Consider the following 23943-nt stretch of genomic DNA (forward strand, 5'->3'; position numbering starts at 1 on the left):
CCTACTTTACTTGAGCTCCAGCAGCAATATCACGATCAACTGTTGTTATTGTTAGATCGTCCTCATCATTAGAAGCTGCCAGGATCATTCCATTAGATTTAACCCCAAAGATAGTCGCTGGTTCAAGATTAGCAACCATTACAACCTTCTTACCAACTAGCTCTTCTGGATCATAATACTTAGATATTCCTGCTACCAATTGTCGCTCTTCACTACCTAGATCAACCTGCACCTTAAGTAATTTATCACTACCTTCAATCTTTTCTGCTTCTAATACCTCTGCTACCCTCAAATCTAACTTACCAAATTGATCAAAATTAATATAATCTTCTTCTGCCATTTTATCTTCCTCCTCTTGTGCTTCTTCTTCTAATTGTTCATAATACTGTTCTAGATCAATTCTAGGAAAGATTGGATCACCACTATTAACTTCAATCCCTGCTTCTAATTGACCTTTAGCTAAAGCATCATCCCAGCTTTGCTCTGTTAAATCTGCTGTAATTCCTAACTGCTCCCAGATCTTAGCTGGTGCTTGAGGCATGAAAGGTACTAATGCAATAGCAATCCTTCTTAGATTATCTAATAAATTATATAAAACCGTTCCTAATTTGTCACGTTCAGTCTCATCTTTAGCCAAAATCCACGGCTCTGTCTGATCAATATACTTATTAGTCCGCCTAATTAAGAGCCATAACTCTTCTAAAGCAGTACTGAACTGTAACTGTTCAATATTCTCTGCCATCGCTGCCAAAGACTCTTGAGCTACCTCTTCTAAATCTTGATCAAAATCTGTCTCTACAGTTGCTTCAGGAATCTGACTATCAAAATACTTATCGACCATTGCTACCGTTCGGTTCAATAAATTACCTAAATCATTGGCCAAGTCAGCATTGCTTCGCTGAATAAATGATTCGGTAGAATAAGAACCATCAGATCCAAAAGCAATCTCACGTAATAAGTAATAACGGACAGCATCAACCCCAAAATCATCGATCAACTTAACTGGATCAATTACATTTCCCTTTGATTTAGACATCTTACCCCCTTCTACTAACAAAAAGCCATGTCCAAATACCTGTTTAGGTAAAGGTAGGTCAGCTGCCATCAAGATAGCGGGCCAAATCACTGTATGAAACCGTAAAATATCCTTACCAACTATGTGAATATCAGCCGGCCAAAATTGATTAAACTTCTCCTCATCACGCCTAAAATCAATCCCAGTTAAATAACTAGTTAAAGCATCAAACCAGACATAAATTACATGATCATCATCAACGGGAACAGGAATCCCCCAATCAAAGGTTGTTCGAGAGACACATAAATCCTCTAAACCATCCTCAATAAAATTGATCATCTCATTTCTGCGCTTAGCAGGTTGGATAAAGTCAGGGTTCTCTTCGATAAAGTCTAATAGTTGATCTTCATACTTTGACATCTTAAAGAAGTAACTCTCTTCCTCCATCCATTCAACTTCTCGGTTACAGTCAGGACAATTATTATCCTCATCTAACTGCCTTTCCTTCCAGAAAGTCTCACATGGAGTACAATAATAACCTTGGTACTTATCCTTATAAATATCCTCCTGATCATAAACCTTCTTAAAGATCTGTTGCACATCCAACTTATGCTCTTTACTTGTAGTTCTAACAAACTCTGTATAATCTACTTCAAGCTTATCCCACAGTTGTTTGAATGAATCTACAATCTCATCTACATATTCAAGTGGCTCTTGATCATGTTTAGCCGCTGTTTGAGCAATCTTCTGTCCATGCTCATCAGAACCTGTAATCAACTCTGTTTGATAGCCTTGTAGTTCTTTAAACTTAACGATTGTGTCAGCTGCAGTAGTAGTATAAGTATGACCAATATGCAACTTATCATTCGGATAATAAATCGGTGTTGTAACATAAAAAGTCTTATCACTCATCTTCTATCCTCAACTCCTTTTTATTTAGTGTACAGTTTACGGTTTACAGTTTACAGTTAAAGAACCAACAATTAAAACCATATTTTTAAAGGTTTTAACTGTACACTATCCACTGTAAACTGTAAACTACAAAAACCCCCCATCCCTAAAGTTAGGGACGAGAGGTTTCATCGCGGTACCACCCTAATTGCTATCACCATAGCCACTCTCTAGCTCAATAACGGTAGCTAACCGTTCTAGCCTACTGAACTTCAGCTAGTCAGCTTCAAGGCCATCTTCAGTACTCCCCTCATCCTGGTTCTCAGCTTCCTCCAGTTCTCTGTAAATAAGGTGGTGGTACTTACTCTCCCCTTCATTGCTTTTAGTTTAATATTAATTTTTCTATCAAGTGAAGAAGTCCCTCCAGGTTCTTTGAACCTTTCGTGATCGATAAGTGCCCCAAAAAGCTTGGGCACTTATCTTTTCCGCTCCAGGGCCATCTTCAGTACTCCCCTCATTCTGGTTCTCAGCTTCCCCCAGTTCTCTGTAAATAAGGTGGTGGTACTTACTCTCCCCTTCATTGCTTTTGTTTAATATTAATTTTTCTATCAAGTGAAGAAGTCCCTTCGGGTTCTTTGAACCCTTCGTGATCGATAAGTGCTCTAAAGACCTTGAGCACTTATCTTTTCTACTCTCCCTTTATTGCTTTTGGTTTGCTATTAATTTTATTGCTTTTTATCTTTGGTTTTAACTATCAATTATAAACTGCCCTTATGTATTATCTTCCCAACCTACTTAAAAAATATACATCATTAGACTAGATTTGTCAAGGGATTAGCTTTATTGATCATATAATTCAAGTTTATCCGTTAACCCATTCAAATCACTGATCATCTGATCTAGTTGATCGGCAATAGCAGATGTCTGTTGAGCTTCAGCAGACTGTTCTTCACTGATTGCAGCAACCTGCTCTGCCGAAGCAGCAACCTCTTCAGTAAAGCTAGCCACTTCATCTACATTAGAAACAAGTCGCTCCAACGTTGAATCCATACCATTAACCCGTCCTTTAATATCTATGAAGACATCATCTGCTTGGTTGATAATCTCCATTCCAGCTTCAGCTTTACTACGTCCGCCCTTCATTGCTTTAACAGTATTTTCGGAACGCTCTTTCATCTCCCTAATTAAATCAACAATATCTTCAGCTGCCGTATTCGACTCGACTGCTAATTGCCTAATCTCCTCTGCTACTACTGCAAAACCTTGCCCGTGTTCTCCAGCTCGTGCTGCTTCTATACTAGCATTTAAAGCCAATAAATTCGTCTGCTCTGCTATATTAGTAATCACATCAACAAACTGACTGATTTCTTGAGTATAGTCATTCAATTGATCTACTGTAGTAGCTGATTGATTAATCGTTTGATTGACCTCTTGCATTGAATTGACAGCATTATTAATGATTTCAGTCCCTTCATTAGCAGCCTGAGAAATATCTTTGATCGAAACTTGCTCTTCATCAGTCGTTGCTCCACCTATATTTTGCAGATCAGCAGCCAAATTTTGAACCAAGCTAACTTGACGTTCTGAACTACTTGCTACCTGCTGAATAGCTGCCGAAGCTTGTTCAGCCATCTCACCTGATTCATCAGATGCTTTAGATAAATCATCACTGATTTGATTGACCTTTTCCGTTGCCTGATCAATTCGTTCCATCATTTGAGTCATATTAATCATCATCTGATTCAACTCTCGTTGCAAAAATCCAATCTCATCATTTCGCTTAACATCCAAAGTCTCAAGATCAAGATCTCCTTCCCCCATCGCCTCTAGCATACACCCGATCTTTTTAACAGGACCAATGATCAATCGATTAGTCAAGTATAAGATTACAGCTGTTATTGTTATCGTATTCACTGCTGTAGCAATATAAACAGAGAATTCACCTTGATAGATATGTTGATTAATCAGATTGTTCAACCACTCTCCGATTACCGGGCCAACTAATAAAGCTAAAATTGTCCAAAATAAAAACTTAACCCGTAGACTGACCTTCAAATTCTTTAAATTAATTAACTGATTTATATTCTTACTCAATTTAATCCTCCTTTAGTTAATTTCCTCATTGATAATTATTCTTCAGAAAAGTGATAATCCCTTGTGAAAGTTCTGTGAATTTAATTTGAACTTTCTTGATAAATAGCTTAAGTTTAAGTACAAGTCTAAGTTTAAGTAAGAACTAAAAGCCCTTATGTTTTTAACGGTTGACTCAGACTTAACCTCAACCTTAAACTTAAGCTATTTTGTAATTAATCCTTAACTCGATAAGTTTCATCATTCATAAATGAATCTTCCGTAGTTATCAATCCTTCCTCTACCAATAGATCCAATTTATCTCGTAATTGCTCAACATCTAATGTCTCTTCTAAATTCTTATTAACCTGCTCTAATTTAAAGGCTATATCAGTACTAGCAATTGGTAACTCATCAACAACTGCTTCATATAACCGCTCAATCTCAACATTACTCTGCTCTTCTAATTCTTCAAAAGGATTTTTAGTATGGGGACTGGTCGTCTTAGCCACCCTCACCCTAATTGCTAAAGTTCTTCCAAAGATTGCTGAAGATACAAAAGCATCCCCAGAACGCAAATAAGGCAATCGCTTAGCTTCATCAGCAGTTAAATCCGTTTCTTGCTTGATCGTTTCAATATCAGTTGCCCTTACCGTTCTAAAGACAAATTTAGTATTCAATTGAGCTGTCACTGTCTCATCAAGTAATGTTGGTCGTTGAGTCGCTAAGATTAAGAAGGTTCCATACTTTCGCCCCTCTTGTGCAATCTCTTTTATAATCTTATTAGCTGGTGATTGATAACCTTTCGGAGCAAAGTTATGAGCCTCATCAGTAGCCACTACAAATGGAGGAAAATAGTCAGCCTCTTGACGTCGATATTGAGCATCCTTATAATCACGCCGTTTCCGATATAAAGTGCCTAAGGCATATGTAGCAAAGACCTGTAATAGCCAGATTGGCCCTTGAATCACAACTAATTTTCTGGCCCTAACACCTTCTTCGATCTGATCGATACTATGGCTAAATAATCCTTCCCTCTTTAACCTACCAAGTCTCCAAGCTAGGCCACTGATTGAACTAGCTGGCAAATCACCAAACTCTCTTAATAAACCTAAGTAGTTATTATATTCCTCTTTTTTGTTTCCAGTAACGGCTCCATTTTTGAGATCACGTTCAATTCTATTTTGACCCAATCTCTGTGCTTCTTGTAAATCGCCTAATCTTTGATCAAAAGTCAATAAGCTATCTCTTTTTTGGTGTAACTTCTGAACAGCATTGATCATTGAATCACTCAAGTCACTAGCAGCTGCCAATAAATCGGTCAAATCCTTACTAGATAGCTCAGCAAAATTAACCCCTACATCTTGACCGATCTGATACACTGCAAAATTATCATTAAAATTAACCTGCTTCTCCTCTGCTAAATTAGGAAATGGAGTAGCAAAATCCATTTCAAAGTGAGGGTCAAAGACAATCGTTGGAATCTCTAACTTCATTAACTCCTCTAAAATAACCCTCATTCCAAATGACTTACCTGATCCAGAACCACCAATAATCCCGATGTGAGGATATTTATGCATTGCCTTTAATTTAAAATTAAATGGAATCCCTTCCTGAGCAATTACCTTATCATCCTCCAATAACGGAGCAATCCCCTTTAAGTGATCATCCATTCCAGAAGCCATCTCTTCCGTTCCTTTAATTACTCCTAAAACCAAGCCCTCTTCGGGTTCCTCTTTGACCAGTAAATCCTTAACTTCATCAAAACTAGGTATATCAACATCGACTCCAGTCTGAATCGGGTAAGGTGCTTCTTCTAGCAACCTCACTTTAGCAATATTTATTTCATCCTCTGCTAAATTATACCCTATACTCTTTAAAGATTCAATAACACCTTGATCAACAAAGCTATTATCTATTGCTAGTGGAATATATCGGTTATAAGATTGGGTTTCAATTACCTCACCTAATGGATAATTCAACTCAGAATCAATTATTTTTAACATTTCATTAATCCTAAACTTACGCTCTTTAGAAGCAACATAGACCTGTTGTTGAGTCGTCAAACCTACTACCTGCATCTAATCACCACCTTAATATATTCGATCTAAAGATTTAGCATGAAATAATTTCTGCTTTAAACCAGGCTCTAAATAATTATCAATCAATAATTCCATCATCTTATCCGTAATCCTTACCTCTTCATCAACAATATCTAACCAAATTGGAATCCCTCTACCACCTGCAGGAGTTAAAGACTGAACCAAAGCAGCAATCAAATCTAACTCCTGTTCTTGCTCCTTTAAGATATCAAGCCCAATTACTCCTGGATCACGGGTTGTCCTTAAAAAGACAGAACTTAATGTCTCCCCCTTAAAACTATCAATCTCTTCTAATTTTATCATCTCTCCCATCTCTAGTAAACCAAATAATAACTCTCGATCATACATTTCTATCATCTTAGCAGGCAAATCATCTGCTAGATTTTTACTTAGATCATTCGTTCCAATCTCTTCTATAACCCCTACTAGGATAACATCATTTTCTAAAGCCAACTCCACTAGCCTTTTCCACTCCTCTTCAGCCTGCATCTGATACCTAATCAGTGAACCATCCATCATAATTAATTTAGGATTCCACTCTAAGATACTATCTTTAGCTACTAAGATTTCTAATGCCGCTAATAAAGAACTTTTAATCTTTCCTGCTGCTTCTTGAGGATAAACTATAACATCTTTATTCTCTTGGGCCAAATTATCCTTATAAGTCTTTTTTCGGATCTTATCTCGATCTTCATCAATTAAAGGGCTAAAAGCTTCATGCTTGACAATACCTTCTTTATTTTTATCTGTACTCTTTGCCAAAGCTTGTAATAAAGTAATGTAATGAGGATAATTCTTCCCTAATGTATTAATTGAACCATCTACCCCCACAACATCCTGCTCAGCTAACCATTCTTCGATCTCTTGCTGATCTATTTCATTTAAAGTTACAATTTTACCTACCTTTTGACTAATCAAATTTCTCAGCTCTTTTTGAGCTAAATTAGCTTGATTTTGATACTTCTCTTTCAACTTTTGATTACATTCTTGTAATAATGATTTTAAACCAGTTGTTATCTCATTCATAATATCACCAACCTTTATTCTTTCTTCAAGATTAAAAACTCATTCCCTTCTTTTGTAAAAAAGATTTTTTATTGACTTTTAAAATAAATTTTAGTATAATTTGTTAGGTTGTTTTGTCGAAAAAGGGTTTTATAACTAAAATTTTATTATAACTATTGACTTAGCTTGAAAAATATGTTATTATTTAGATAGATAATGTCGAATAACCAAACATAAGAAATTAAAGGAGGATTATACATGAAATCAACAGGAATTGTAAGGAAAGTAGATGAATTAGGACGAGTTGTGATTCCAATTGAATTAAGAAGGACTTTGAATATTGAAAATAAGGATGCTTTAGAGATTTATGTCGATAAGGAAAAGATCATCTTGAAAAAATATCAACCGGCTTGTATCTTCTGTAATAATGCTGATAACATCACTAACTTCAAGGGGAAGAATATTTGTCCTGAATGCTTAGAAGAAATGTCACATTCTGCTTAGGTTTTTAATAACATATATAAGTAATAGAGGTGCATTGATCATCAATGCACCTCTATTACTTATCAACCTTAATCTTAATTCCAATCTGATAAACCTCACTTTTAGGTAGATCACGCTCTTGAGCTACCTTCTTAATCGCTTGCTTCTTAGTTAACCCTTCTTTCATTCTCTGCTTAAGATGTTCTAGAATAGAAAGACCTTCCCACTTTGGACCTTCTAGCTCTTGATCTTTACCTTGATTACCCTCTAAGACAAAAGCAATCTCTCCTTTTGGAGCTTGCTCTTCAAATCTTTCTAATACTTCACTGACTAAACCATCGACCTTTTCTTCAAACTTCTTTGTCAACTCCCTACAGACTACTATCTGTCTATCCCCTAAAATTTCTAAGATATCCTTTAAAGTAGCTACTAAACGATGAGGAGCTTCATAGCAGACAATCGTCCTCTCCTCCGTTTTTAATCGTTCTAAATAGCTCGTTCGCTCTTTATTTTTGCGTGGTAAGAATCCTTCAAAGACAAATCTATCGGTTGGTAAACCAGAAACGACCAAACTGCTTGTCACAGCCGTTGGCCCGGGAACAGGAATTATCTGTATACTTTGTTTACGCAATAGTTTAATCAATTCATACCCTGGATCAGAGATACCTGGCATTCCTGCATCAGAAACTAAGGCTATATCCACCCCATCCTTGATCTTACTCAATAATTGCTTACTTTTACTAGTCGCATTATGTTCATGATAACTGGTCAATTTAGTCTTAATTTGGTAGTAATTTAATAACTTTTGAGTTCGTCTTGTATCCTCAGCAGCAATCAAGTCAACATCTTTTAATGTATCTAAAGCTCGCAAAGTAATATCAGCTAAATTGCCAATTGGAGTACCACAAACATATAAAGCTCCATCACTCATCTAATTCCCCCTTAATCAATTTCAACTTCTGTTGCCGTGTCAACTGTTTAATAGCGTATTCCCTTTTTTGAGCCTGACTACGCGTTGTATACTCTTCTGTATAACGCACCTTAACTGGACTTCTACCCCGAGTATATTTGGCCCCTTTCCCTTGATTATGCTCTTTAATCCTTCTTTTTATATCTGTTGTATACCCTGTATACAATGTATCGTCACTACATTGTACAATATAAACATAGTGTCCCATAAAATACTTTATCCATTCCCCTCCGGATAATAAATTTCTTTTATTTGTTCAGTATAATTTCCTTGATTATTATAAATAATAAATGGAGGTAATACTTCAAGACCAACCCCTCCACCTTTACTAGCTTCTAGCAAAAATAAATTAGCATTACTATCTTTTCGAGAATAGACCAATCTCATTCTTTTAGCTGCCAGATTATAGTCAGCCAATAATGCTAATAACTCAGCTAAACGCTGAGTTCGATATACATAAGCTACTTTCCCCCCATATTTAACTAACTGACTACTCACTCTTATTACATCTTCTAAATCACATTTCAACTCATGACGAGCCATAGCCACACTGTCCTCAGGATTTATTCTGCCACTACCTTTCTTTAAATATGGTGGGTTACTAACAATGTAATCAAAACTTTCCCTTCCAAAAGATTCGACAGCTTCTTTTAGATCAACTTCCCTAAACTCTACTCTATCTTCTAGATTATTATACTCAGCACTACGCTTAGCCATATCAATTAATTCAGCTTGAATATCGATTCCATAGACTTGTTTAGTTTTAAACTTAGCTTGAATCAAATGAGGGATAATCCCATTTCCCGTTCCTAGGTCTAATACTAAATCAGCTTCTTTAGGATTAACAAAATTAGCTAATAAAACAGCATCTAGAGAAAAACAAAAGTAATTTGGGTTTTGAATTAGCTCTAAATCATCAATTAATAGTTTATCTAATCGCTCATCTTCCTTAAGTTTAAGATCTGTCATCCCCTCAATCTACCTCCACTTCTTCATCCGCTTCAAATAAACCCATACAAAACAAACAATCTCCTTCTCTAGCCTCACCAAAGTTAAGATGGCAGATATGAAAACCTTCCGTGTACAACCGTTCTAAATTATCTTGACTGGTCTCAGCTGTCTTTCCTTCTTCCTCCTCTTCCTTTTCCTTTTCAAACAATAATCTCTTTAAATTTTCATTCTCCTCTTTAAGTGTTTCATTCTCCTTATAAATATCATAAACTGTATTTTTGACCTTTTGAAAATCATTAACTAATACCTGTAACTGTTCTTGAAAATGCGCTAATAAACTAATAATCTCTTTCACTACCAACCCCCCAAACCAAATTTTGCTATATTTACTATATTTATATTAAATAGTAAGTAACATTATTTATCCTTTTTGCTGCTCTTTACTTCAACCTCCGCAGCATCAACCTCAAACTCCTCATTATTTTTTAGTTCTACTCTTACTGTTTCCTTAACAACATTTCGATCTTTAACTCTACCTACTCCCATTTTAGTCTTAACTTGTTGACCTATATTAGGCAATTCTTTTTTAGTATTTAAGTAATTTTTAGCCTCATATCTCAAACAACACATTAATCTACCACAAACTCCTGATATCTTACTAGGATTTAATGATAAGTCCTGTTTTTTAGCCATTTTTATTGAGATGGGCTCAAAATTCCTCAAGAATGTTTTACAACATAACTGCCTACCACAAGGGCCAAGTCCTCCTAACATCTTGGCTTCATCTCTAACCCCAATCTGCCTTAACTCTATTCTTGTTCTAAAGACCGATGCTAAATCTTTAACCAATTCCCTAAAATCAACCCTTCCATCTGCCGTAAAGTAAAATAATAACTTCTTTTTATCAAGAGTATATTCAGCATCAATCAACTTCATTGGCAATCCATGTTCTTCAATCTTTTTTAAGCAGATATCAAAAGCTCGCTCTGCTTCTTCTTCATTCTCTTTAGCTTTTTGAATATCACTCAAAGTAGCCTTCCGTATAATCGGCTTTAAAGGAGATTTTAAGTTAGATTCATCTATCTCCTTAACATCGGTTACAACCTCTCCTAACTCGACCCCTCGAACCGTCTTTACAACTACTTGTTGACCAACATTTAATTCAGTTTGATCATCATCCTTAAAGTAATAAATTTTACCAGCTTTTTTGAAGATTACTCCAATTGCTTCTGCCATCTATTTTGCCTCCCTAACCTACTTAGTTTTAACAACATTACTTCTATTGTCAACTGTAAATTAACATTATACTTCTTAATTACATTATTTGTGTTTTGAATTATTTTTATTATTTCCTCTATCTCCTCTACCTTATAACCTTTCGCTTCTTTGATTAATTGCTCTTTATAATCAGCATTTACCAAACCTTCAATTTGAGTTAATTTAACTAATAATAGATCTCGATACCATAATAAAAATAGATCTAAAACCTGATTTATCTGCTCTTTATACTCTAATAATTTTTCTGCAACCTCAAAGACAGTTACCTGATCTAACTCCTTGATAGCTAAAACCAACTTTAAAATATCTTCTCGCTCTGCTAACTTTTCCTCATCCTCTATTAGTTGTACAGCATCTTTATAACGACCAGCTGCCAAAGATGTAATCAACTGACTTTTTTCTGGAGATAATTCATAATCAGAATTCAATTGCTCTTTAATTAATTGATCAGGTAATAATCTAAATCTAATCAACTGGCACCTAGAAAGAATAGTTGGTAATATATTTTCCGCATTATTAATGGTCAAGATTATTATAGCATACTGCGGTGGCTCTTCTAATATTTTCAGCAAGCTATTAGCAGCTTCCAAATTTAGTTGCTCAGCTTGATAAATAATATAGATTTTCCATCTGCTTTCATAAGGCTTATACAATATTTCCCGTTGTAAAGCTCGGATTTGATCTATTTTTATCCACTTACCATCCGGCTTGATCTCTATAATATCTGGATGGTTTTGATTATCAGCCTTGCGGCATGAGATACATTGCTCACAAGCATCTGCACTCTCTTCTTGACAATTAATTGCTTTAGCAAATTCAAAAGCAGCTATATCTTTACCAACCCCTTGTTCTCCTAAAAAAAGATAAGCATGGCTTAATCTATCACCTTTTAACTGCTTCTTTAAAATTGTAATAGCTAAATCCTGTCCTATTACCTTATCAAAAGACATCTATATTACTCCCCTTTATCTATACAAATCGACCAGTAAGCCTCTCATCTCATCTAATTTATCTAAAATCTCTAATTGGGCTGATTGGTCATCAACAATCATCTCAGTCAATTCTTCTAAGGATTGGTCAACCTTATTAACCAGGTTATAAACCTTTCCTTGTATTGGACTATAATCTTCCTTAACCTGATACATTTTATCTACTACTTCCTCAACAAAACTACTGACCATCTTTTTATACTTTACAAACTCTTTGAATGTTCTATGCTTTGCTAACTTCTCTCCTTGCTGATCAATTAAATCTAATAATTGATCAAGCCTAGCTTTAGTCTCTTCTCCATGAACCTGCTTCAGCTCTTCTAAAAAAGTTTTCTTTACAGTTGTAGACTTTATCTTTTGATTGCCTTGCGTTGACAAAACCGTATTCAAGTCATGCTTTAGTTTGTTCTGAATCTTCATTTTATATCACCATCTTGTTAAGCAAAGATTTAATTTGATTAAATACTTCAACTACAGAACAACTAGCATTAATCAGCTCAATCCTTGCTTCAGAATCAGCTAAGGTTAGATATCCTTCTCTAACCAAATTATGAAAAGAAATTCTTTCCGCTTCCATTTTATCCCCTTTTAGATTAGCTTCTTCAGTTACCTTTTTGGCCCGTTCTAAAGAATGCAGAGGATCAATATCTAATAGCAAAGTCAAATTAGGCTCCAAACCATCTGTAGCTATCCAATTTAACCTCTTAATCAGTTCAACATCAAAGCCACGACCATAACCTTGATAAGCTACAGTAGCATCTATATAACGATCACTAATTACAATCTTTCCTTCTTCCAAAGCTGGTTTAATTACTTCAGCTATATGCTGAGCCCGCTCAGCACAGTATAATAATAATTCAGCCTTAGAGACTAATTGATCATAATCAGGATTTAATAAAAGCTCTCTAATCTCTTTTCCAATCTCTGTATCACCAGGTTCATATGTTGTAATAACTTGATAACCTAATCCTGTTAAATATTCTTCAATTAAATTCATTTGGGTTGATTTTCCAGAACCTTCTACACCCTCTAAAGTTATAAAATATCCCTTCATCTTTTTTCCTCCAACTAATTCAGGCTATTCTTATTATTCTTGACAAAAGAATAAATTCCTCTATCTAGATATTTTTAAATCTTTATCTTAAACTTTATTGATATAAAGCTTAAGTTTAAGGCTGAGGTTAAGTTTAAGTCAACCACTAGAAACATAAGGGCTTAGCTCTTACTTAGACTTAGACTCAAACTTAAACTGAATTGTAATTAATAAATAAAACAGCCCTCTGCTTGAGGGCCGTTTTATTTATTAATCCAAACTATAATTTGGTGCTTCTTTCGTTATTGTAACATCATGAGGATGACTTTCCTTCAAACCAGCACCAGTAATCCTTACAAATTTTCCATTCTTTCTTAAGTCTTCAATTGTTGCTGTTCCACAGTAGCCCATTCCAGAACGTAATCCACCTACCAGTTGATAAAGCGTCTCTGCTAACTCTCCTTTATATGGTACCATTCCTTCAATCCCTTCTGGAACTAACTTTTTATCATCTTCTTGGAAATAACGATCCTTACTTCCTTGTCTCATTGCTCCAATAGAACCCATTCCTCGATAAACTTTATAACTTCTTCCTTTATAAATCTCTTTCTCTCCTGGAGCTTCTTCAGTTCCTGCTAACAAACTACCCAACATAACAGCTTTGGCCCCAGCTGCTAACGCCTTAACTATCTCACCTGAATACTTAATTCCACCATCAGCAATCACAGAAGCACCATATTCGTCAGCCACCTTAGCACAATCATAAACTGCAGTAACTTGTGGTACCCCAACTCCTGCTACCACTCTAGTTGTACAGATAGAACCCGGGCCAACACCCACCTTAACTACATCAGCTCCTGCTTCAATTAAATCCCTTGTCGCCTCTGCTGTGGCTACATTACCAGCAATAATATCTAAATCAGGATAATCTTCTCTAACTTTGCTAACCATCTTAATTACACCTTGAGAATGACCATGAGCTGTGTCTATAACTAATGCATCCACTCCCGCTTCTACTAAAGCTTCAATTCTTTTATCTGTTCCCTTAGCAATTCCTACAGCAGCACCTACTAACAATCTCCCTTGACTATCCTTAGCTGAATTAGGATATTTTTCAGCCTTCTCAATATCTTTAATCGTAATCAAACCTTTTAAGATATTATTTTGGTCAACTAAAGGTAATTTTTCAATCTTATGTTCTTGTAAAACTTCTTTTGCTTCCTCTATACTTGTCCCTACTGGAGCAGTAATCAACTCCTCTTCAGTCATTACATTTTTGATTGGTTGTTCAAAATCATTCTCAAAGCGCAAATCACGATTAGTAATAATTCCTACTAATTTTTTATCTTCATCTAAAATTGGAACACCAGAGATACGATACTTAGCCATTAATGCTTCTGCTTTATAAACTTCATCCTCTGGACTTAAATAAAAGGGATTTACAATAACTCCACTCTCTGAGCGTTTAACCTTATCAACTTCCTCTGCTTGTGCTTCTACAGACATATTCTTGTGAATAATTCCTAATCCACCTTCTCTAGCTATAGCAATAGCCAACCTAGCTTCCGTAACAGTATCCATTGCTGCACTCATAATTGGAATATTAAGCTTTATTTTATCAGTTAACTCACTACTTGTACTTACCTCTTTAGGTAACACCTCCGAATGAGCCGGTCGTAATAAAATATCATCAAAAGTTAAACCTTCCTTTACAATTTTATCTTTCATCATATAACCCCCTAAATATAATTTTCTCCTAAATCAGAAATAATATTAAGCTATTAGATATTTAAAAACCTAAGCATAGTTTGACACAAACTACACTTAGGCTCATAAGTAATAAAATACCACTATGATTCGTAGTCAAGTAGTTTACGGCTACTTGGTAGAAACTTTCGAGCCCTATTCTCGAAGATATACGAATTAATCTATAATTACATAAATAAATTCGTTTAATTTTTTATAAGTGTATCAGACTTAATTATAACTGTCAAGTATTGACTCAACTTTTCAAATAACAAAGTTAAAGCTAAATAGAAACTTATAATAAAACAATAAAAGGTAGCCTCGAAAGGCTACCCTTTTATTATTAATTTATTATTCCTCACCGCAACGGTGTAAGATTGTTTCCCATCTTTCATCTACATGTTCTTGAATCTCTTCAATTAAACCTTCATTCTCAGGTTTGAACAGATGCTTAAACCTTCCTTGTGGCTCTAACCAATCTGTAATCGGCTTCTTAGCTTTAGGATTATAGTTTAATTTCCATTCTCCATTCTCAACCTCAAATAATGGCCAGAAACAAGTATCCGCAGCAATTTTAGTCAACTCAATTCCCTCTTCAGCTTTACTTCTCCAACCACGAGGACATGGAGCTAAAACATTAAGGAATGCTGGTCCCTCAGTTTCAAAAGCTTTCTTAGCTTTCTTCATTAAATCCTGCGGTTTAAAAGGAGAAGCCTGAGCAACATATGGAATATTGTGTGCAGCCATAATATCTGTTAGCTCTTTTCTATACTGCTGCTTACCAGGAATTACTTCCCCAGCAGGTGAAGTCGTTGTATTTGCTCCTTTTGGTGTAGCACTAGAACGCTGAATTCCAGTATTCATGTAAGCTCCATTATCATAACATAGATAAACCATATCATGACCACGTTCCATAGCTCCAGATAATGATTGGAATCCAATATCATAACTACCACCATCACCACCAATGGCAATAAAATCAAAGTCCTCATCCATCTTGCCTTGATTTCGTAAAGAACGATAAGCAGATTCTACCCCACTGATAGTTGCTGCAACGTTCTCAAATGCGTTATGAATGAAAGAATCTTCCCATGCAGTATAAGGATAAATAGTAGTAGAAACTTCTAAACAACCTGTTGAGCATCCTACAACAGCTGGATTATCGCTTGCTCTCATCACTAAGCGAACTACCGTTCCAGCTCCACAACCTGAACATAATCTATGCCCACCAGTTAATCTCTCTTCTTTCTTAGCAGCTTCTTTTAATTTCATTACTCACACCTCCTATTCTCTTACACCAAGATAATTAATTTTTTGTTCTACATTACCAGTTTCAGCAATTTGTTGTAAGTCTTCAAAGACACTTTCTATCTCTTCAACTTTAATATCTCTTCCACCTAGACCATATACGTAATTAACTACTTCTAAGTCAGCATCACTATCATATAAAGCTGCTCTAGTATCAATATAGACTGGTCCACCAGTAGTAGAGAATGTATCAGCTCGATCTAAAATTGCAACAGCATCAAGATCTTTTAATGCATTAGCAATCTCTTCAGCAGGGAATGGTCTATATAACCTGATCTTTAATAACCCAGCTTTAACTCCTTGCTCTCTTAAGTTATCCACTGCAGCTTTAGCTGTACCAGTAGTAGAACCTAGCGCAACTACCGCTACTTCTGCATCGTCTAACTTATACTCTTCAAATAGGCCATACTCACGACCAGAAATCTCTTCATATTCCTTAGCTACTTCTAAAACAACATCTTTTACATTTGAAGCAGCTACAGCTTGTTGCATTTTATGTTCGAAGTAGAAATCTTGTAGATCTAAAGGTCCTACAGCAATTGGATCTTCAGAGTTTAATAAGTAATTATCTGCTTGATAGTCACCTACAAATTCTTCTACATCCTCATCAGCTAATATCTCTAAATTTTCTACTGCATGACTGATGATAAATCCATCTAAGTTAACTATACTAGGCAATCTTACATCTTCATGCTCAGAAATACGAACTGCTTGAATAGCATTATCATAAGCTTCCTGACCATTTTCTGCAAAAAACTGAATCCACCCAGAATCACGAGCACCCATAGCATCACTATGGTCACAGTGAATATTAATCGGTCCACTTAAAGCACGATTTACTACTGGCATTACAATTGGTAATCTAGTACCAGAAGCAATATATAAAACCTCCCACATCAAAGCCAAACCATTAGCAGCTGTTGCTGTCATAGCTCGAGAGCCTGCAGCAGAAGCTCCAACAGTAGCACTCATTGCACTATGTTCACTTTCAACAGTAACATATTCAGTATCCACTTTACCATCAGCTACAAATTGAGAAAAAAGCTGTACCATTGCAGTCTGTGGAGTAATTGGATATGCCGCAACAACATCAGGATTGATCTGTCGCATTGCTTGGGCCATAACTTCATTACCAGTTAAGGCTACTTGATTAGACATTTTAATTTCCCCCTTTCAAATTACTCTTTCTCCATTTCGATAGCATTTACTGGACATTCATGAGCACAAATTCCACAACCTTTACAGTGATCGTAATCAATTTCTGCTTTCACATCACCATCTTCTGATAAGACAGAAGAGTCAGGACAAAAAGCCCAACATCTATGACAATTAATACATGTTTCTTTATCTAAAATTGGTTTTTTAGTTCTCCAGCCACCTGTCTTATAGTTTTTAGCATTACCAGCTTCAAGAATTAATCCACCTTTAGGAATATCCTTGTATCCATCACCTGGTTTAACCATTACTTTTTCACCTCCTGATAAGCCCTTTCAATTGAAGCTAAGTTACCTTCAATAACTTCAGGCTTATGAGCAAACTTCTTTTCAAACTCTTTTTTAACCTGTTCTAAAAACCCTTCATAAGGAACTATTCCTGTTGCCTTGACTAAAGCACCTAACATTGGTGTATTAGGAAATGGAGCACCAATCTCTTCAGTAGAGATCCCATAAGCATCAACTGTCCATACTTCTCCATCAAATCCTAATTTCTCTTTTAAGGCTGTTGGATCTTCTGTAGTATTAACAATAATCTTCCCCTCTGCAGGAACACCTTGCGTTACATCTACTACATCTAGCAACGTCGGATCCAAGACTGCTACAGTACCAGGTTCAGTTACTTGACAATGAACAGTAATCTTATCTTCACTGATCCTATTATAGGCTAATACTGGAGCACCCATCCTTTCAGGACCATATTCAGGAAATGCTTGAATATTCCTTCCTGTTTTAGCAGCAACCTTACCCAATAGAATAGATGCTGTCTTTCCACCTTGTCCACCTCTACCATGCCAACGAATTTCTGTTAAGCTTGCCATCTATATTCCTCCTTTCATATTAAAAAATCAATAAATTAGATAATCCAATTCCTTTTACTCTAAATAAAATATTAGATAATTATATTATTACCTTGGATTATCTAATTGTTTCTCTTCTTTAGATAATATTCTGTAAGATTAATTTTAACTCCTTCTTAAACAGGTTAAGTTTAAATTTTCAGATTATTTGTAATACCTTGTGATAAATTTTAATTTTTTATTGTTTTTTCTTCTTTTTTAGTAAGTACGTATATTTTTTTTGAGCTGCTTCTAATAAATAAATAGCATGATCGATCAGATCAGGGTCTGAAACAGAGTTAAAATATCTTCTTGCTCTATTAAGTTCCTTTTGAGTCTCTTCTAAATCTTGGCTTAATTTATCCTTCGAATCAGAATGCTTATCTGAACAACCAATATTTAGCAACTCTGCTAACTTGTTAATTGCTAGCCCCCCTTTTAGATTAGTTCTATACTAGGATAACCAAGTTAATAAAAAAAATTCATCACTAGTACAGATCAATCGTGATTATGAGGGCCTTAATAATAAAAATACCTGCGAAAATCATCAGCAAGATTTTCACAAGATATTTTAGGAACTTCTAAATTAAATTTTAGTGCTATCACCAAATCTAATTGATATAACTTTTTATTGTTATACCTTACAGAATATGACCTTAGTGAAAAAAATATTTTGACTTAGAAATTATTATACCAATTATTTTATGAGGTGTCAAGAAAATTCTGAATTTTGATAATAAAAATATAGTCACCGCACAGTGACTATATTTCCTGCCTACCTTCTAAAGCTTTGGACAATGTAACCTCATCAGCATACTCCAAATCTCCACCAACTGGTAATCCATGAGCTATTCTAGTTACTTTAATCTCTAACGGCTTCAATAACTTAGAAATATACATCGCTGTCGCTTGCCCTTCTACATTAGGGTCAGTAGCTATTATAACTTCTTCTACAACTCCCTCTTCGATCCTAGTCAATAAATCACTAATCTTGATATCATCAGGACCTAAACCATCTATTGGTGAAATAGCACCATGCAATACATGATAAACACCATTATATTCACCAGTCTTCTCCATAGCAATAATATCTTTTACATTTTCAACTACACAAATCATAGCTTTATCTCTTTTAGTATCTCCACAGATATAGCAGGGATCATTTTGAGTCAAGTTATGACAACTTGAACAATAGGTTAATTTGCCCTTAATCTCTAAAATTGACTCTCCTAATTGATTAACTTCATTCTTTTTCATATCTAATATGTAAAAAGCTAATCTTTGTGCAGTCTTAGGGCCAACACCAGGCAATTTACTCAATTGTCCAATTAGCTCCGCTAAAGGCTTTGGATAATATTTCATAAATTAAACTCCTTAGAATAATCCAGGGATATTCATACCACCAGTTAATTTATTCATTTCTTTAGAAGCTAACTCTTGAGCTTCTCTAGTTGCCTCATTAGCAGCAGCTAAAATTAAATCTTCTAACATTTCTGTGTCATCTGGATCTACTACATCAGGATCAATACTGATATCAACAATCTCTTGTTTACCATTAGCAACTACAGTTACAACTCCTCCTCCAGCAGAAGCTTCAATTGTTTTATCAGCTAATTCATCCTGCATCTTAGTCATCTGCCCTTGCATCTTCTGAACTTGTTTCATCATTTTATTCATATCCATAAATATCAACTCCTTAAAAATATTTAATCAAGTTATTAATCTACAGATTCAACCTGAACAACATCTCCATTAAAAATCTCAACTGCTTGTTGCACCAGTTGATGCTGAAGCACTTTTTCTTTATTATTTTTTTTAGTACCGTTAGGTTTATTTCTAGAAAAGATGCAGTTCACCTGCAAATCTACTCCAAAAATTTTCTTGATAACTTTAGTTAAAACCTCTTTTTCCTGTTCTACAGAATCCTTGTGGAATTCATGCTCAAAAGCAATTGTTAGTTTATTATTTTCTAATTTACTAGGCGTTGCATCACGTAATAATGCTTGCAACCTCATTCTTTTTTTATTCTTTAGATAATCTAAGATATCTTCCCAATTATCTTTAAACTCACTTAATGTCAATGAAGTGGTAGTTGATTTTTTCTCTTCTTCTGGGTTGGATTTATTATCATTATTAGGTTGCTTATTAGTAGCTGAGGTTTCTGTTAAATTAGATACTTGAGGCTGATCTGTTTTTTTAGATGTTACTTCACGTTTTGATTTGTTATCTATCTGTTCTTCTAATCGTGAAATTCTATCTAAAATTCCAATCAATGACTTATTTTCTTCAAACTTGATTAATTTAATAACTCCCATTTCTAATATAATCCGTGGTTGAGTCGTCTGTTTTAAATCAGCTTCTATTTCATTTGCAATCTCAATTAACTGTAATAACTGAGATGCTTCTATTTCATTAGCTTGTTCTATTAATACTTCTCGTTGCTCAGTAGTTATATCTAACAGTCGTTCATTCTCTTTACACTCTTTAACTAACAATAAATTACGAAAATGGTAAACCAAATCACTGATAAACCTCTTTATATCTTTACCTTGATTTACTATTTGATTGACTAAATCAAGTGCCTTTTCTATTTCTCCAGCAAAAATTATTTCAGTCAGCTTAAATAATACTTGATTACTTACTAATCCTAGCACTGCTTCTAGATCACTCGCAGTAATCTTATTTCCACTATAAGAAATCGATTGATCTAAAATACTAATTGCATCCCTCATACCCCCATCAGCATTACGAGCAATTAAGGATATAGCTTCATTATCAGCTTTAATTCCTTCTTGCTTGCAGATATAATCTAATCTATCTTTTATATCAGCAATTGAAAGCCTAGTAAAATCAAATCTTTGACACCTTGATAAAATAGTTGGTAATAGCTTATGTGGCTCTGTTGTAGCCAAGATAAAGATTACATAATCAGGCGGTTCTTCTAGAGTCTTCAATAAAGCATTAAAAGCCTCTGTTGTTAACATATGTACTTCATCAATAATATATACTTTATAATTACCTTTTAAAGGGGCTGATCTTATCTTTTCCCTTATTTCTCTAATCTTATCAATCCCCCGGTTAGAGGCAGCATCAATTTCTATCATATCAACTGGGTTATTCCCCTTTATATTCAAGCATGGTTCGCACTGATTACAAGGGGTAACTGTTGGCCCATCATGGCAATTTAAGGCTTTTGTCAATATTTTAGCTGTACTAGTCTTTCCTGTTCCTCTTGGCCCGCAAAAAAGATAAGCATGAGCTATTCTATCTAATTGGATAGCATTTTTTAAGGTTTTTACGACAGTTTGTTGACCAGCAATATCAGCAAAATTATCAGGACGCCATTTACGATAAAGTGATACGTAGGTCATCTTATAATAACCTCCACTAAAATATTCTAAGTATAATAATATAAATGGCCGTGCATCCATTCTCACTTACCCCTCCCAAGCGTTACTTAGACAGTTAGCTCGAACCAGGTACCCCTACGGCACACAAGGACATTTACTTACCGCTGCTTCCTTCCGGATCTGACGGAATTTATAAAGCCTTATTGCGTAGGACCCAATCGTCAACACCACTTATCTAAGCCAGACCTTAACAAAGGTAAGCTTAAACAGACTTCAACCCCGCTATAGCGGATTGCGGGTTACAGGGCACCGCTACCACCCCGTTTAGCACGACCAAAATCTATATAAAGGCATTAAGCCTTTATTACTATTTTATTTTCACTAATTTAAATTATATCAGAAAACAAAACTAAAATCAAATTTTTATGGCGGAGAGGGAGGGATTTGAACCCTCGAAGGGCGTAAACCCTTACTCGCTTTCCAGGCGAGCTCCTTAAGCCAGACTCGGACACCTCTCCATAAGCTTAATTATGATCTTAATTTTTTAAAGAAATCTTTCATAATCTGGCTACATCGCTCTTCTAAAGTGCCAGAATTGACTTCTAATCTATGATTTAATCTATCATCATTGACCAAATTAAATAACGTTCCAGCAGCTCCAGCTTTAAGATCATTGGCCCCATAAACTAAAGTATTGATCCGAGCTTGAACTATTGCTCCAGCACACATAGGGCATGGTTCAATAGTAACATATAAACTAGATCCAGAAAGTCGCCAACCACCTAACTTATTAGTAGCTTGACGAATAGCAAGTACTTCAGCATGTGCTGTTGGATCCTGTAAGCTCTCTTTTAGATTATGAGCTTGAGCTATAATCCTATCATCCTTCACAATTACAGCACCAATAGGAACTTCATCCTTTTTAAAAGCTTTTTGAGCCTCTTGCAACGCTAATTCCATATAATAATTATCTCTATTCATAATTATCACTATTCTTAAATTTAATGGCGCGCCCGGGAGGAGTCGAACCTCCAACCTCCTGATTCGTAGTCAGTTACTCTATCCAATTGAGCTACGGGCGCATAATATTAGTTAACAACTCAAAATTTATGATTAAAAGTTTCAAAAGCCCTTAATAGCTTTGAACTTTAATTTTCAATTCTTAATTGTCAATTGTATTCTTTATTGGCGGAGAGAGAGGGATTCGAACCCTCGCTAGAGCAATATGCCCTACTACAGGTTTAGCAAACCCGCCCCTTCAGCCACTTGGGTATCTCTCCACATTAATTCACTTAATAGAGAATAACTAATAATAGTTTAAAAACCTTAAAATCAATTTTTTAAGTTCTTGGTCTTAACTATTCATTGTTCTCTATTAAACTATTCACTGTTTTTTATTGGCGGAGGGGGTGGGATTCGAACCCACGGTACGCGTGAACGCACAGCAGATTTCAAGTCTGCCACCATAAGCCGGACTCGGACACCCCTCCTTAACAACTTGCTTGGTCATTATACATCATAAATAAAGACTTGTCAAGAGAAAATTTAATTAACTCTTGGCCACACACCGCCTATTATACTAGCATAAAAAACAATCCAAGTCAAATTCTATTTTTTTCCTTTCATCATTGTTTAATATCATTCATAAAAAAACTCTCCCATCTTTAGTTCTCAATAGGAGAGTCTTCTTTCTACCTTTTAATTAGCCTTATCTAAAGCTGCTTCAACTGCCTCAATAATCGCTTCACTTGTTACAGTAGCTCCACTTGCTACATCTACATCTGTTGATTGTGCATTCTTAATTTCTGCTGGTACATGATCAAAAGCAATATCTGCTATACCAGCAGTTTCACTGTGATCCAAAACCTCTATATTCACAATGTCTCCTTCAGAAATTTCTACTTCTACCTCTATATCTCCATTACGACCTTCAGCAACTCCTACATATGTTTCTGAACCTATAGCATTCTCAACCGCCTCAATAATTGCTTCACTCGTTACAGTAGCTCCACTTGCTACATCTACATCTGTTGATTGTGCTTCTTTAATATTTGCTGGTACTTCTTCAAACGCAGCATCTGCTATACCAGGAGTTTCATTGTGATCCAGAACCTCTATACTCACAATATCTCCTTCAGAAATTTCTACTTCTACTTCTACTTCTCCTCCATTACCAGAGCCAACTCCTACATATGTTCCATCATCAGCTAATACAGTCCCTTGACCCATAAAAGTAACCATTAAAATTAAACTTAAACAGACTAACAAAGAAATCTTTTTCATTTTTTCACCCCATTTAAATTTATATTGTAATTTAATTAAGCCTTATTTTACTAATCTATTATATTACCCTTTAAACTTAGTCATATTTTTCACAAAAAATATCAAAATTTTTAAATCTAAACTGGTCTGCTCTTTTTATTATACTCAAAAAAAATTTTTATGTCAAATTAATCTTTATTTGAAATTTTATTCCCTTTGAATGAAAACTTTCTTATTCTAAATATAAAAAAACATCCTTTTTAGGATGCTTGAAAATATCTATAATTTAATTGTTATGGCGGAGAGAGAGGGATTCGAACCCTCGCTAGAGCAATATGCCCTACTACAGGTTTAGCAAACCCGCCCCTTCAGCCACTTGGGTATCTCTCCATATTAATTCAATTAATAGAGAATAGTTTAAAAACCTTACAATCAAT

24 protein-coding genes, 5 tRNA genes, 1 other RNA gene, 1 riboswitch and 1 other annotated feature are annotated in these 23943 nt (G+C 35.2%); of the genes, 1 reads left to right on the plus strand and 29 read right to left on the minus strand.

The window, feature by feature from the left end; genetic code table 11:
- Position 1: 1 nt before the first annotated feature.
- The 4 genes from metG to MWH28_RS06815 form a co-directional block, all read right to left on the minus strand.
- Positions 2 to 1927, minus strand: coding sequence for a methionine--tRNA ligase (metG, locus tag MWH28_RS06800; protein ID WP_248618567.1), 1926 nt, complete (start codon positions 1925 to 1927; stop codon positions 2 to 4).
- A gap of 150 nt (positions 1928 to 2077) precedes the next feature.
- Positions 2078 to 2292 (minus strand) — a binding site (T-box leader).
- Between the two features lie 454 nt (positions 2293 to 2746).
- The gene (locus tag MWH28_RS06805) at positions 2747 to 4000 is read right to left on the minus strand and encodes a methyl-accepting chemotaxis protein (RefSeq protein ID WP_248618568.1); all 1254 of its coding nucleotides are present in this window, start codon (positions 3998 to 4000) and stop codon (positions 2747 to 2749) included.
- A gap of 212 nt (positions 4001 to 4212) precedes the next feature.
- Positions 4213 to 6057, minus strand: a complete 1845-nt coding sequence (locus MWH28_RS06810; protein WP_248618569.1) for an ATP-binding protein — start codon at positions 6055 to 6057, stop codon at positions 4213 to 4215.
- A gap of 12 nt (positions 6058 to 6069) precedes the next feature.
- A complete protein-coding gene (locus tag MWH28_RS06815) occupies positions 6070 to 7104 on the minus strand; it encodes a DNA double-strand break repair nuclease NurA (protein ID WP_248618570.1) in 1035 nt (344 codons plus the stop codon).
- A gap of 237 nt (positions 7105 to 7341) precedes the next feature.
- On the opposite strand from MWH28_RS06815, the gene MWH28_RS06820 reads away from it, so the two are divergent.
- The gene (locus MWH28_RS06820) at positions 7342 to 7587 is read left to right on the plus strand and encodes an AbrB/MazE/SpoVT family DNA-binding domain-containing protein (RefSeq protein WP_248618571.1); all 246 of its coding nucleotides are present in this window, start codon (positions 7342 to 7344) and stop codon (positions 7585 to 7587) included.
- 55 nt (positions 7588 to 7642) lie between these two features.
- Here the strand turns inward: MWH28_RS06820 and rsmI are convergent, their stop codons facing one another.
- The 25 genes from rsmI to MWH28_RS06945 form a co-directional block, all read right to left on the minus strand.
- Positions 7643 to 8497 carry a 16S rRNA (cytidine(1402)-2'-O)-methyltransferase gene (gene rsmI, locus MWH28_RS06825; protein WP_248618572.1) on the minus strand — a complete coding sequence of 285 codons (855 nt, stop codon included), beginning with the start codon at positions 8495 to 8497 and terminating at the stop codon, positions 7643 to 7645.
- A complete protein-coding gene (locus MWH28_RS06830) occupies positions 8490 to 8744 on the minus strand; it encodes a GIY-YIG nuclease family protein (protein ID WP_248618573.1) in 255 nt (84 codons plus the stop codon). The genes rsmI and MWH28_RS06830 overlap by 8 nt, the downstream gene beginning before the upstream one ends.
- 8 nt (positions 8745 to 8752) lie before the next feature.
- Complete coding sequence (locus tag MWH28_RS06835) at positions 8753 to 9505, minus strand: tRNA1(Val) (adenine(37)-N6)-methyltransferase (protein ID WP_248618574.1); 753 nt, start codon at positions 9503 to 9505, stop codon at positions 8753 to 8755.
- Between the two features lie 4 nt (positions 9506 to 9509).
- Positions 9510 to 9842: an initiation control protein YabA gene (locus MWH28_RS06840; RefSeq protein WP_248618575.1), complete on the minus strand. Its 333-nt coding sequence runs from the start codon at positions 9840 to 9842 to the stop codon at positions 9510 to 9512.
- Positions 9843 to 9904: 62 nt separating this feature from the next.
- Positions 9905 to 10723: a PSP1 domain-containing protein gene (locus MWH28_RS06845; RefSeq protein WP_248618576.1), complete on the minus strand. Its 819-nt coding sequence runs from the start codon at positions 10721 to 10723 to the stop codon at positions 9905 to 9907.
- On the minus strand, positions 10702 to 11715 hold the full coding sequence (holB, locus tag MWH28_RS06850; RefSeq protein ID WP_248618577.1) for a DNA polymerase III subunit delta': 1014 nt from the start codon (positions 11713 to 11715) through the stop codon (positions 10702 to 10704). Before holB ends, MWH28_RS06845 begins: the two co-directional genes overlap by 22 nt.
- Positions 11716 to 11730: 15 nt before the next feature.
- Positions 11731 to 12174 carry a YaaR family protein gene (locus MWH28_RS06855; RefSeq protein ID WP_248618578.1) on the minus strand — a complete coding sequence of 148 codons (444 nt, stop codon included), beginning with the start codon at positions 12172 to 12174 and terminating at the stop codon, positions 11731 to 11733.
- 1 nt (position 12175) lies between these two features.
- A complete protein-coding gene (gene tmk, locus MWH28_RS06860; protein ID WP_248618579.1) occupies positions 12176 to 12808 on the minus strand; it encodes a dTMP kinase in 633 nt (210 codons plus the stop codon).
- Between the two features lie 249 nt (positions 12809 to 13057).
- Positions 13058 to 14515 carry an IMP dehydrogenase gene (gene guaB / locus MWH28_RS06865; protein WP_248618580.1) on the minus strand — a complete coding sequence of 486 codons (1458 nt, stop codon included), beginning with the start codon at positions 14513 to 14515 and terminating at the stop codon, positions 13058 to 13060.
- A 112-nt stretch (positions 14516 to 14627) separates the two neighbouring features.
- Positions 14628 to 14729, minus strand: a riboswitch (purine riboswitch).
- 155 nt (positions 14730 to 14884) lie between these two features.
- Positions 14885 to 15805: a thiamine pyrophosphate-dependent enzyme gene (locus tag MWH28_RS06870; RefSeq protein WP_248618581.1), complete on the minus strand. Its 921-nt coding sequence runs from the start codon at positions 15803 to 15805 to the stop codon at positions 14885 to 14887.
- A 12-nt stretch (positions 15806 to 15817) separates the two neighbouring features.
- Positions 15818 to 16999, minus strand: a complete 1182-nt coding sequence (locus MWH28_RS06875; protein ID WP_248618582.1) for a transketolase C-terminal domain-containing protein — start codon at positions 16997 to 16999, stop codon at positions 15818 to 15820.
- A 20-nt stretch (positions 17000 to 17019) separates the two neighbouring features.
- On the minus strand, positions 17020 to 17304 hold the full coding sequence (locus MWH28_RS06880) for a 4Fe-4S dicluster-binding protein (RefSeq protein ID WP_248618583.1): 285 nt from the start codon (positions 17302 to 17304) through the stop codon (positions 17020 to 17022).
- Positions 17304 to 17876 carry a 2-oxoacid:acceptor oxidoreductase family protein gene (locus MWH28_RS06885; protein ID WP_248618584.1) on the minus strand — a complete coding sequence of 191 codons (573 nt, stop codon included), beginning with the start codon at positions 17874 to 17876 and terminating at the stop codon, positions 17304 to 17306. The genes MWH28_RS06880 and MWH28_RS06885 overlap by 1 nt, the downstream gene beginning before the upstream one ends.
- 217 nt (positions 17877 to 18093) lie before the next feature.
- Positions 18094 to 18300, minus strand: a complete 207-nt coding sequence (locus MWH28_RS06890; RefSeq protein ID WP_248618585.1) for a DUF2508 family protein — start codon at positions 18298 to 18300, stop codon at positions 18094 to 18096.
- A gap of 356 nt (positions 18301 to 18656) precedes the next feature.
- Entirely contained in the window at positions 18657 to 19256 is a 600-nt protein-coding gene (recR, locus tag MWH28_RS06895) for a recombination mediator RecR (RefSeq protein WP_248618586.1), read from the minus strand.
- Positions 19257 to 19268: 12 nt separating this feature from the next.
- Positions 19269 to 19577 carry a YbaB/EbfC family nucleoid-associated protein gene (locus MWH28_RS06900; protein WP_248618587.1) on the minus strand — a complete coding sequence of 103 codons (309 nt, stop codon included), beginning with the start codon at positions 19575 to 19577 and terminating at the stop codon, positions 19269 to 19271.
- Positions 19578 to 19612: 35 nt separating this feature from the next.
- Positions 19613 to 21325: a DNA polymerase III subunit gamma/tau gene (dnaX, locus tag MWH28_RS06905; protein WP_248618588.1), complete on the minus strand. Its 1713-nt coding sequence runs from the start codon at positions 21323 to 21325 to the stop codon at positions 19613 to 19615.
- An RNA gene (gene ffs / locus MWH28_RS06910) (signal recognition particle sRNA large type) lies at positions 21314 to 21577 on the minus strand. Before ffs ends, dnaX begins: the two co-directional genes overlap by 12 nt.
- Positions 21578 to 21670: 93 nt before the next feature.
- A tRNA-Ser gene (locus MWH28_RS06915) sits at positions 21671 to 21762 on the minus strand.
- Between the two features lie 10 nt (positions 21763 to 21772).
- Entirely contained in the window at positions 21773 to 22225 is a 453-nt protein-coding gene (gene tadA / locus MWH28_RS06920) for a tRNA adenosine(34) deaminase TadA (protein ID WP_248618589.1), read from the minus strand.
- 24 nt (positions 22226 to 22249) lie between these two features.
- Positions 22250 to 22326: transfer RNA gene (locus MWH28_RS06925), tRNA-Arg, on the minus strand.
- 104 nt (positions 22327 to 22430) lie between these two features.
- A tRNA-Ser gene (locus MWH28_RS06930) sits at positions 22431 to 22524 on the minus strand.
- A gap of 118 nt (positions 22525 to 22642) precedes the next feature.
- A tRNA-Ser gene (locus tag MWH28_RS06935) sits at positions 22643 to 22734 on the minus strand.
- A 208-nt stretch (positions 22735 to 22942) separates the two neighbouring features.
- Positions 22943 to 23527 (minus strand): FMN-binding protein, encoded by a 585-nt coding sequence (locus tag MWH28_RS06940; protein WP_248618590.1) that lies wholly within the window; start codon positions 23525 to 23527, stop codon positions 22943 to 22945.
- A 275-nt stretch (positions 23528 to 23802) separates the two neighbouring features.
- Positions 23803 to 23896: transfer RNA gene (locus MWH28_RS06945), tRNA-Ser, on the minus strand.
- Between the last annotated feature and the right edge of the window lie 47 nt (positions 23897 to 23943).

The sequence above is a fragment of the Natroniella sulfidigena genome, assembly GCF_023223645.1.
Classification (GTDB): domain Bacteria; phylum Bacillota; class Halanaerobiia; order Halobacteroidales; family Halobacteroidaceae; genus Natroniella; species Natroniella sulfidigena.

Coding starts and splice junctions, on each gene's coding strand:
- metG (WP_248618567.1), bottom strand. CDS start 1,927: ATGAGTGATAAGACTTTTTATGTTACAACACCGATTTATTATCCGAAT.
- MWH28_RS06810 (WP_248618569.1), bottom strand. CDS start 6,057: ATGCAGGTAGTAGGTTTGACGACTCAACAACAGGTCTATGTTGCTTCT.
- MWH28_RS06815 (WP_248618570.1), bottom strand. CDS start 7,104: ATGAATGAGATAACAACTGGTTTAAAATCATTATTACAAGAATGTAAT.
- MWH28_RS06820 (WP_248618571.1), top strand. CDS start 7,342: ATGAAATCAACAGGAATTGTAAGGAAAGTAGATGAATTAGGACGAGTT.
- rsmI (WP_248618572.1), bottom strand. CDS start 8,497: ATGAGTGATGGAGCTTTATATGTTTGTGGTACTCCAATTGGCAATTTA.
- MWH28_RS06830 (WP_248618573.1), bottom strand. CDS start 8,744: ATGGGACACTATGTTTATATTGTACAATGTAGTGACGATACATTGTAT.
- MWH28_RS06835 (WP_248618574.1), bottom strand. CDS start 9,505: ATGACAGATCTTAAACTTAAGGAAGATGAGCGATTAGATAAACTATTA.
- MWH28_RS06845 (WP_248618576.1), bottom strand. CDS start 10,723: ATGGCAGAAGCAATTGGAGTAATCTTCAAAAAAGCTGGTAAAATTTAT.
- holB (WP_248618577.1), bottom strand. CDS start 11,715: ATGTCTTTTGATAAGGTAATAGGACAGGATTTAGCTATTACAATTTTA.
- MWH28_RS06855 (WP_248618578.1), bottom strand. CDS start 12,174: ATGAAGATTCAGAACAAACTAAAGCATGACTTGAATACGGTTTTGTCA.
- tmk (WP_248618579.1), bottom strand. CDS start 12,808: ATGAAGGGATATTTTATAACTTTAGAGGGTGTAGAAGGTTCTGGAAAA.
- guaB (WP_248618580.1), bottom strand. CDS start 14,515: ATGAAAGATAAAATTGTAAAGGAAGGTTTAACTTTTGATGATATTTTA.
- MWH28_RS06870 (WP_248618581.1), bottom strand. CDS start 15,805: ATGAAATTAAAAGAAGCTGCTAAGAAAGAAGAGAGATTAACTGGTGGG.
- MWH28_RS06875 (WP_248618582.1), bottom strand. CDS start 16,999: ATGTCTAATCAAGTAGCCTTAACTGGTAATGAAGTTATGGCCCAAGCA.
- MWH28_RS06880 (WP_248618583.1), bottom strand. CDS start 17,304: ATGGTTAAACCAGGTGATGGATACAAGGATATTCCTAAAGGTGGATTA.
- MWH28_RS06885 (WP_248618584.1), bottom strand. CDS start 17,876: ATGGCAAGCTTAACAGAAATTCGTTGGCATGGTAGAGGTGGACAAGGT.
- recR (WP_248618586.1), bottom strand. CDS start 19,256: ATGAAATATTATCCAAAGCCTTTAGCGGAGCTAATTGGACAATTGAGT.
- MWH28_RS06900 (WP_248618587.1), bottom strand. CDS start 19,577: ATGGATATGAATAAAATGATGAAACAAGTTCAGAAGATGCAAGGGCAG.
- dnaX (WP_248618588.1), bottom strand. CDS start 21,325: ATGGATGCACGGCCATTTATATTATTATACTTAGAATATTTTAGTGGA.
- tadA (WP_248618589.1), bottom strand. CDS start 22,225: ATGAATAGAGATAATTATTATATGGAATTAGCGTTGCAAGAGGCTCAA.
- MWH28_RS06940 (WP_248618590.1), bottom strand. CDS start 23,527: ATGAAAAAGATTTCTTTGTTAGTCTGTTTAAGTTTAATTTTAATGGTT.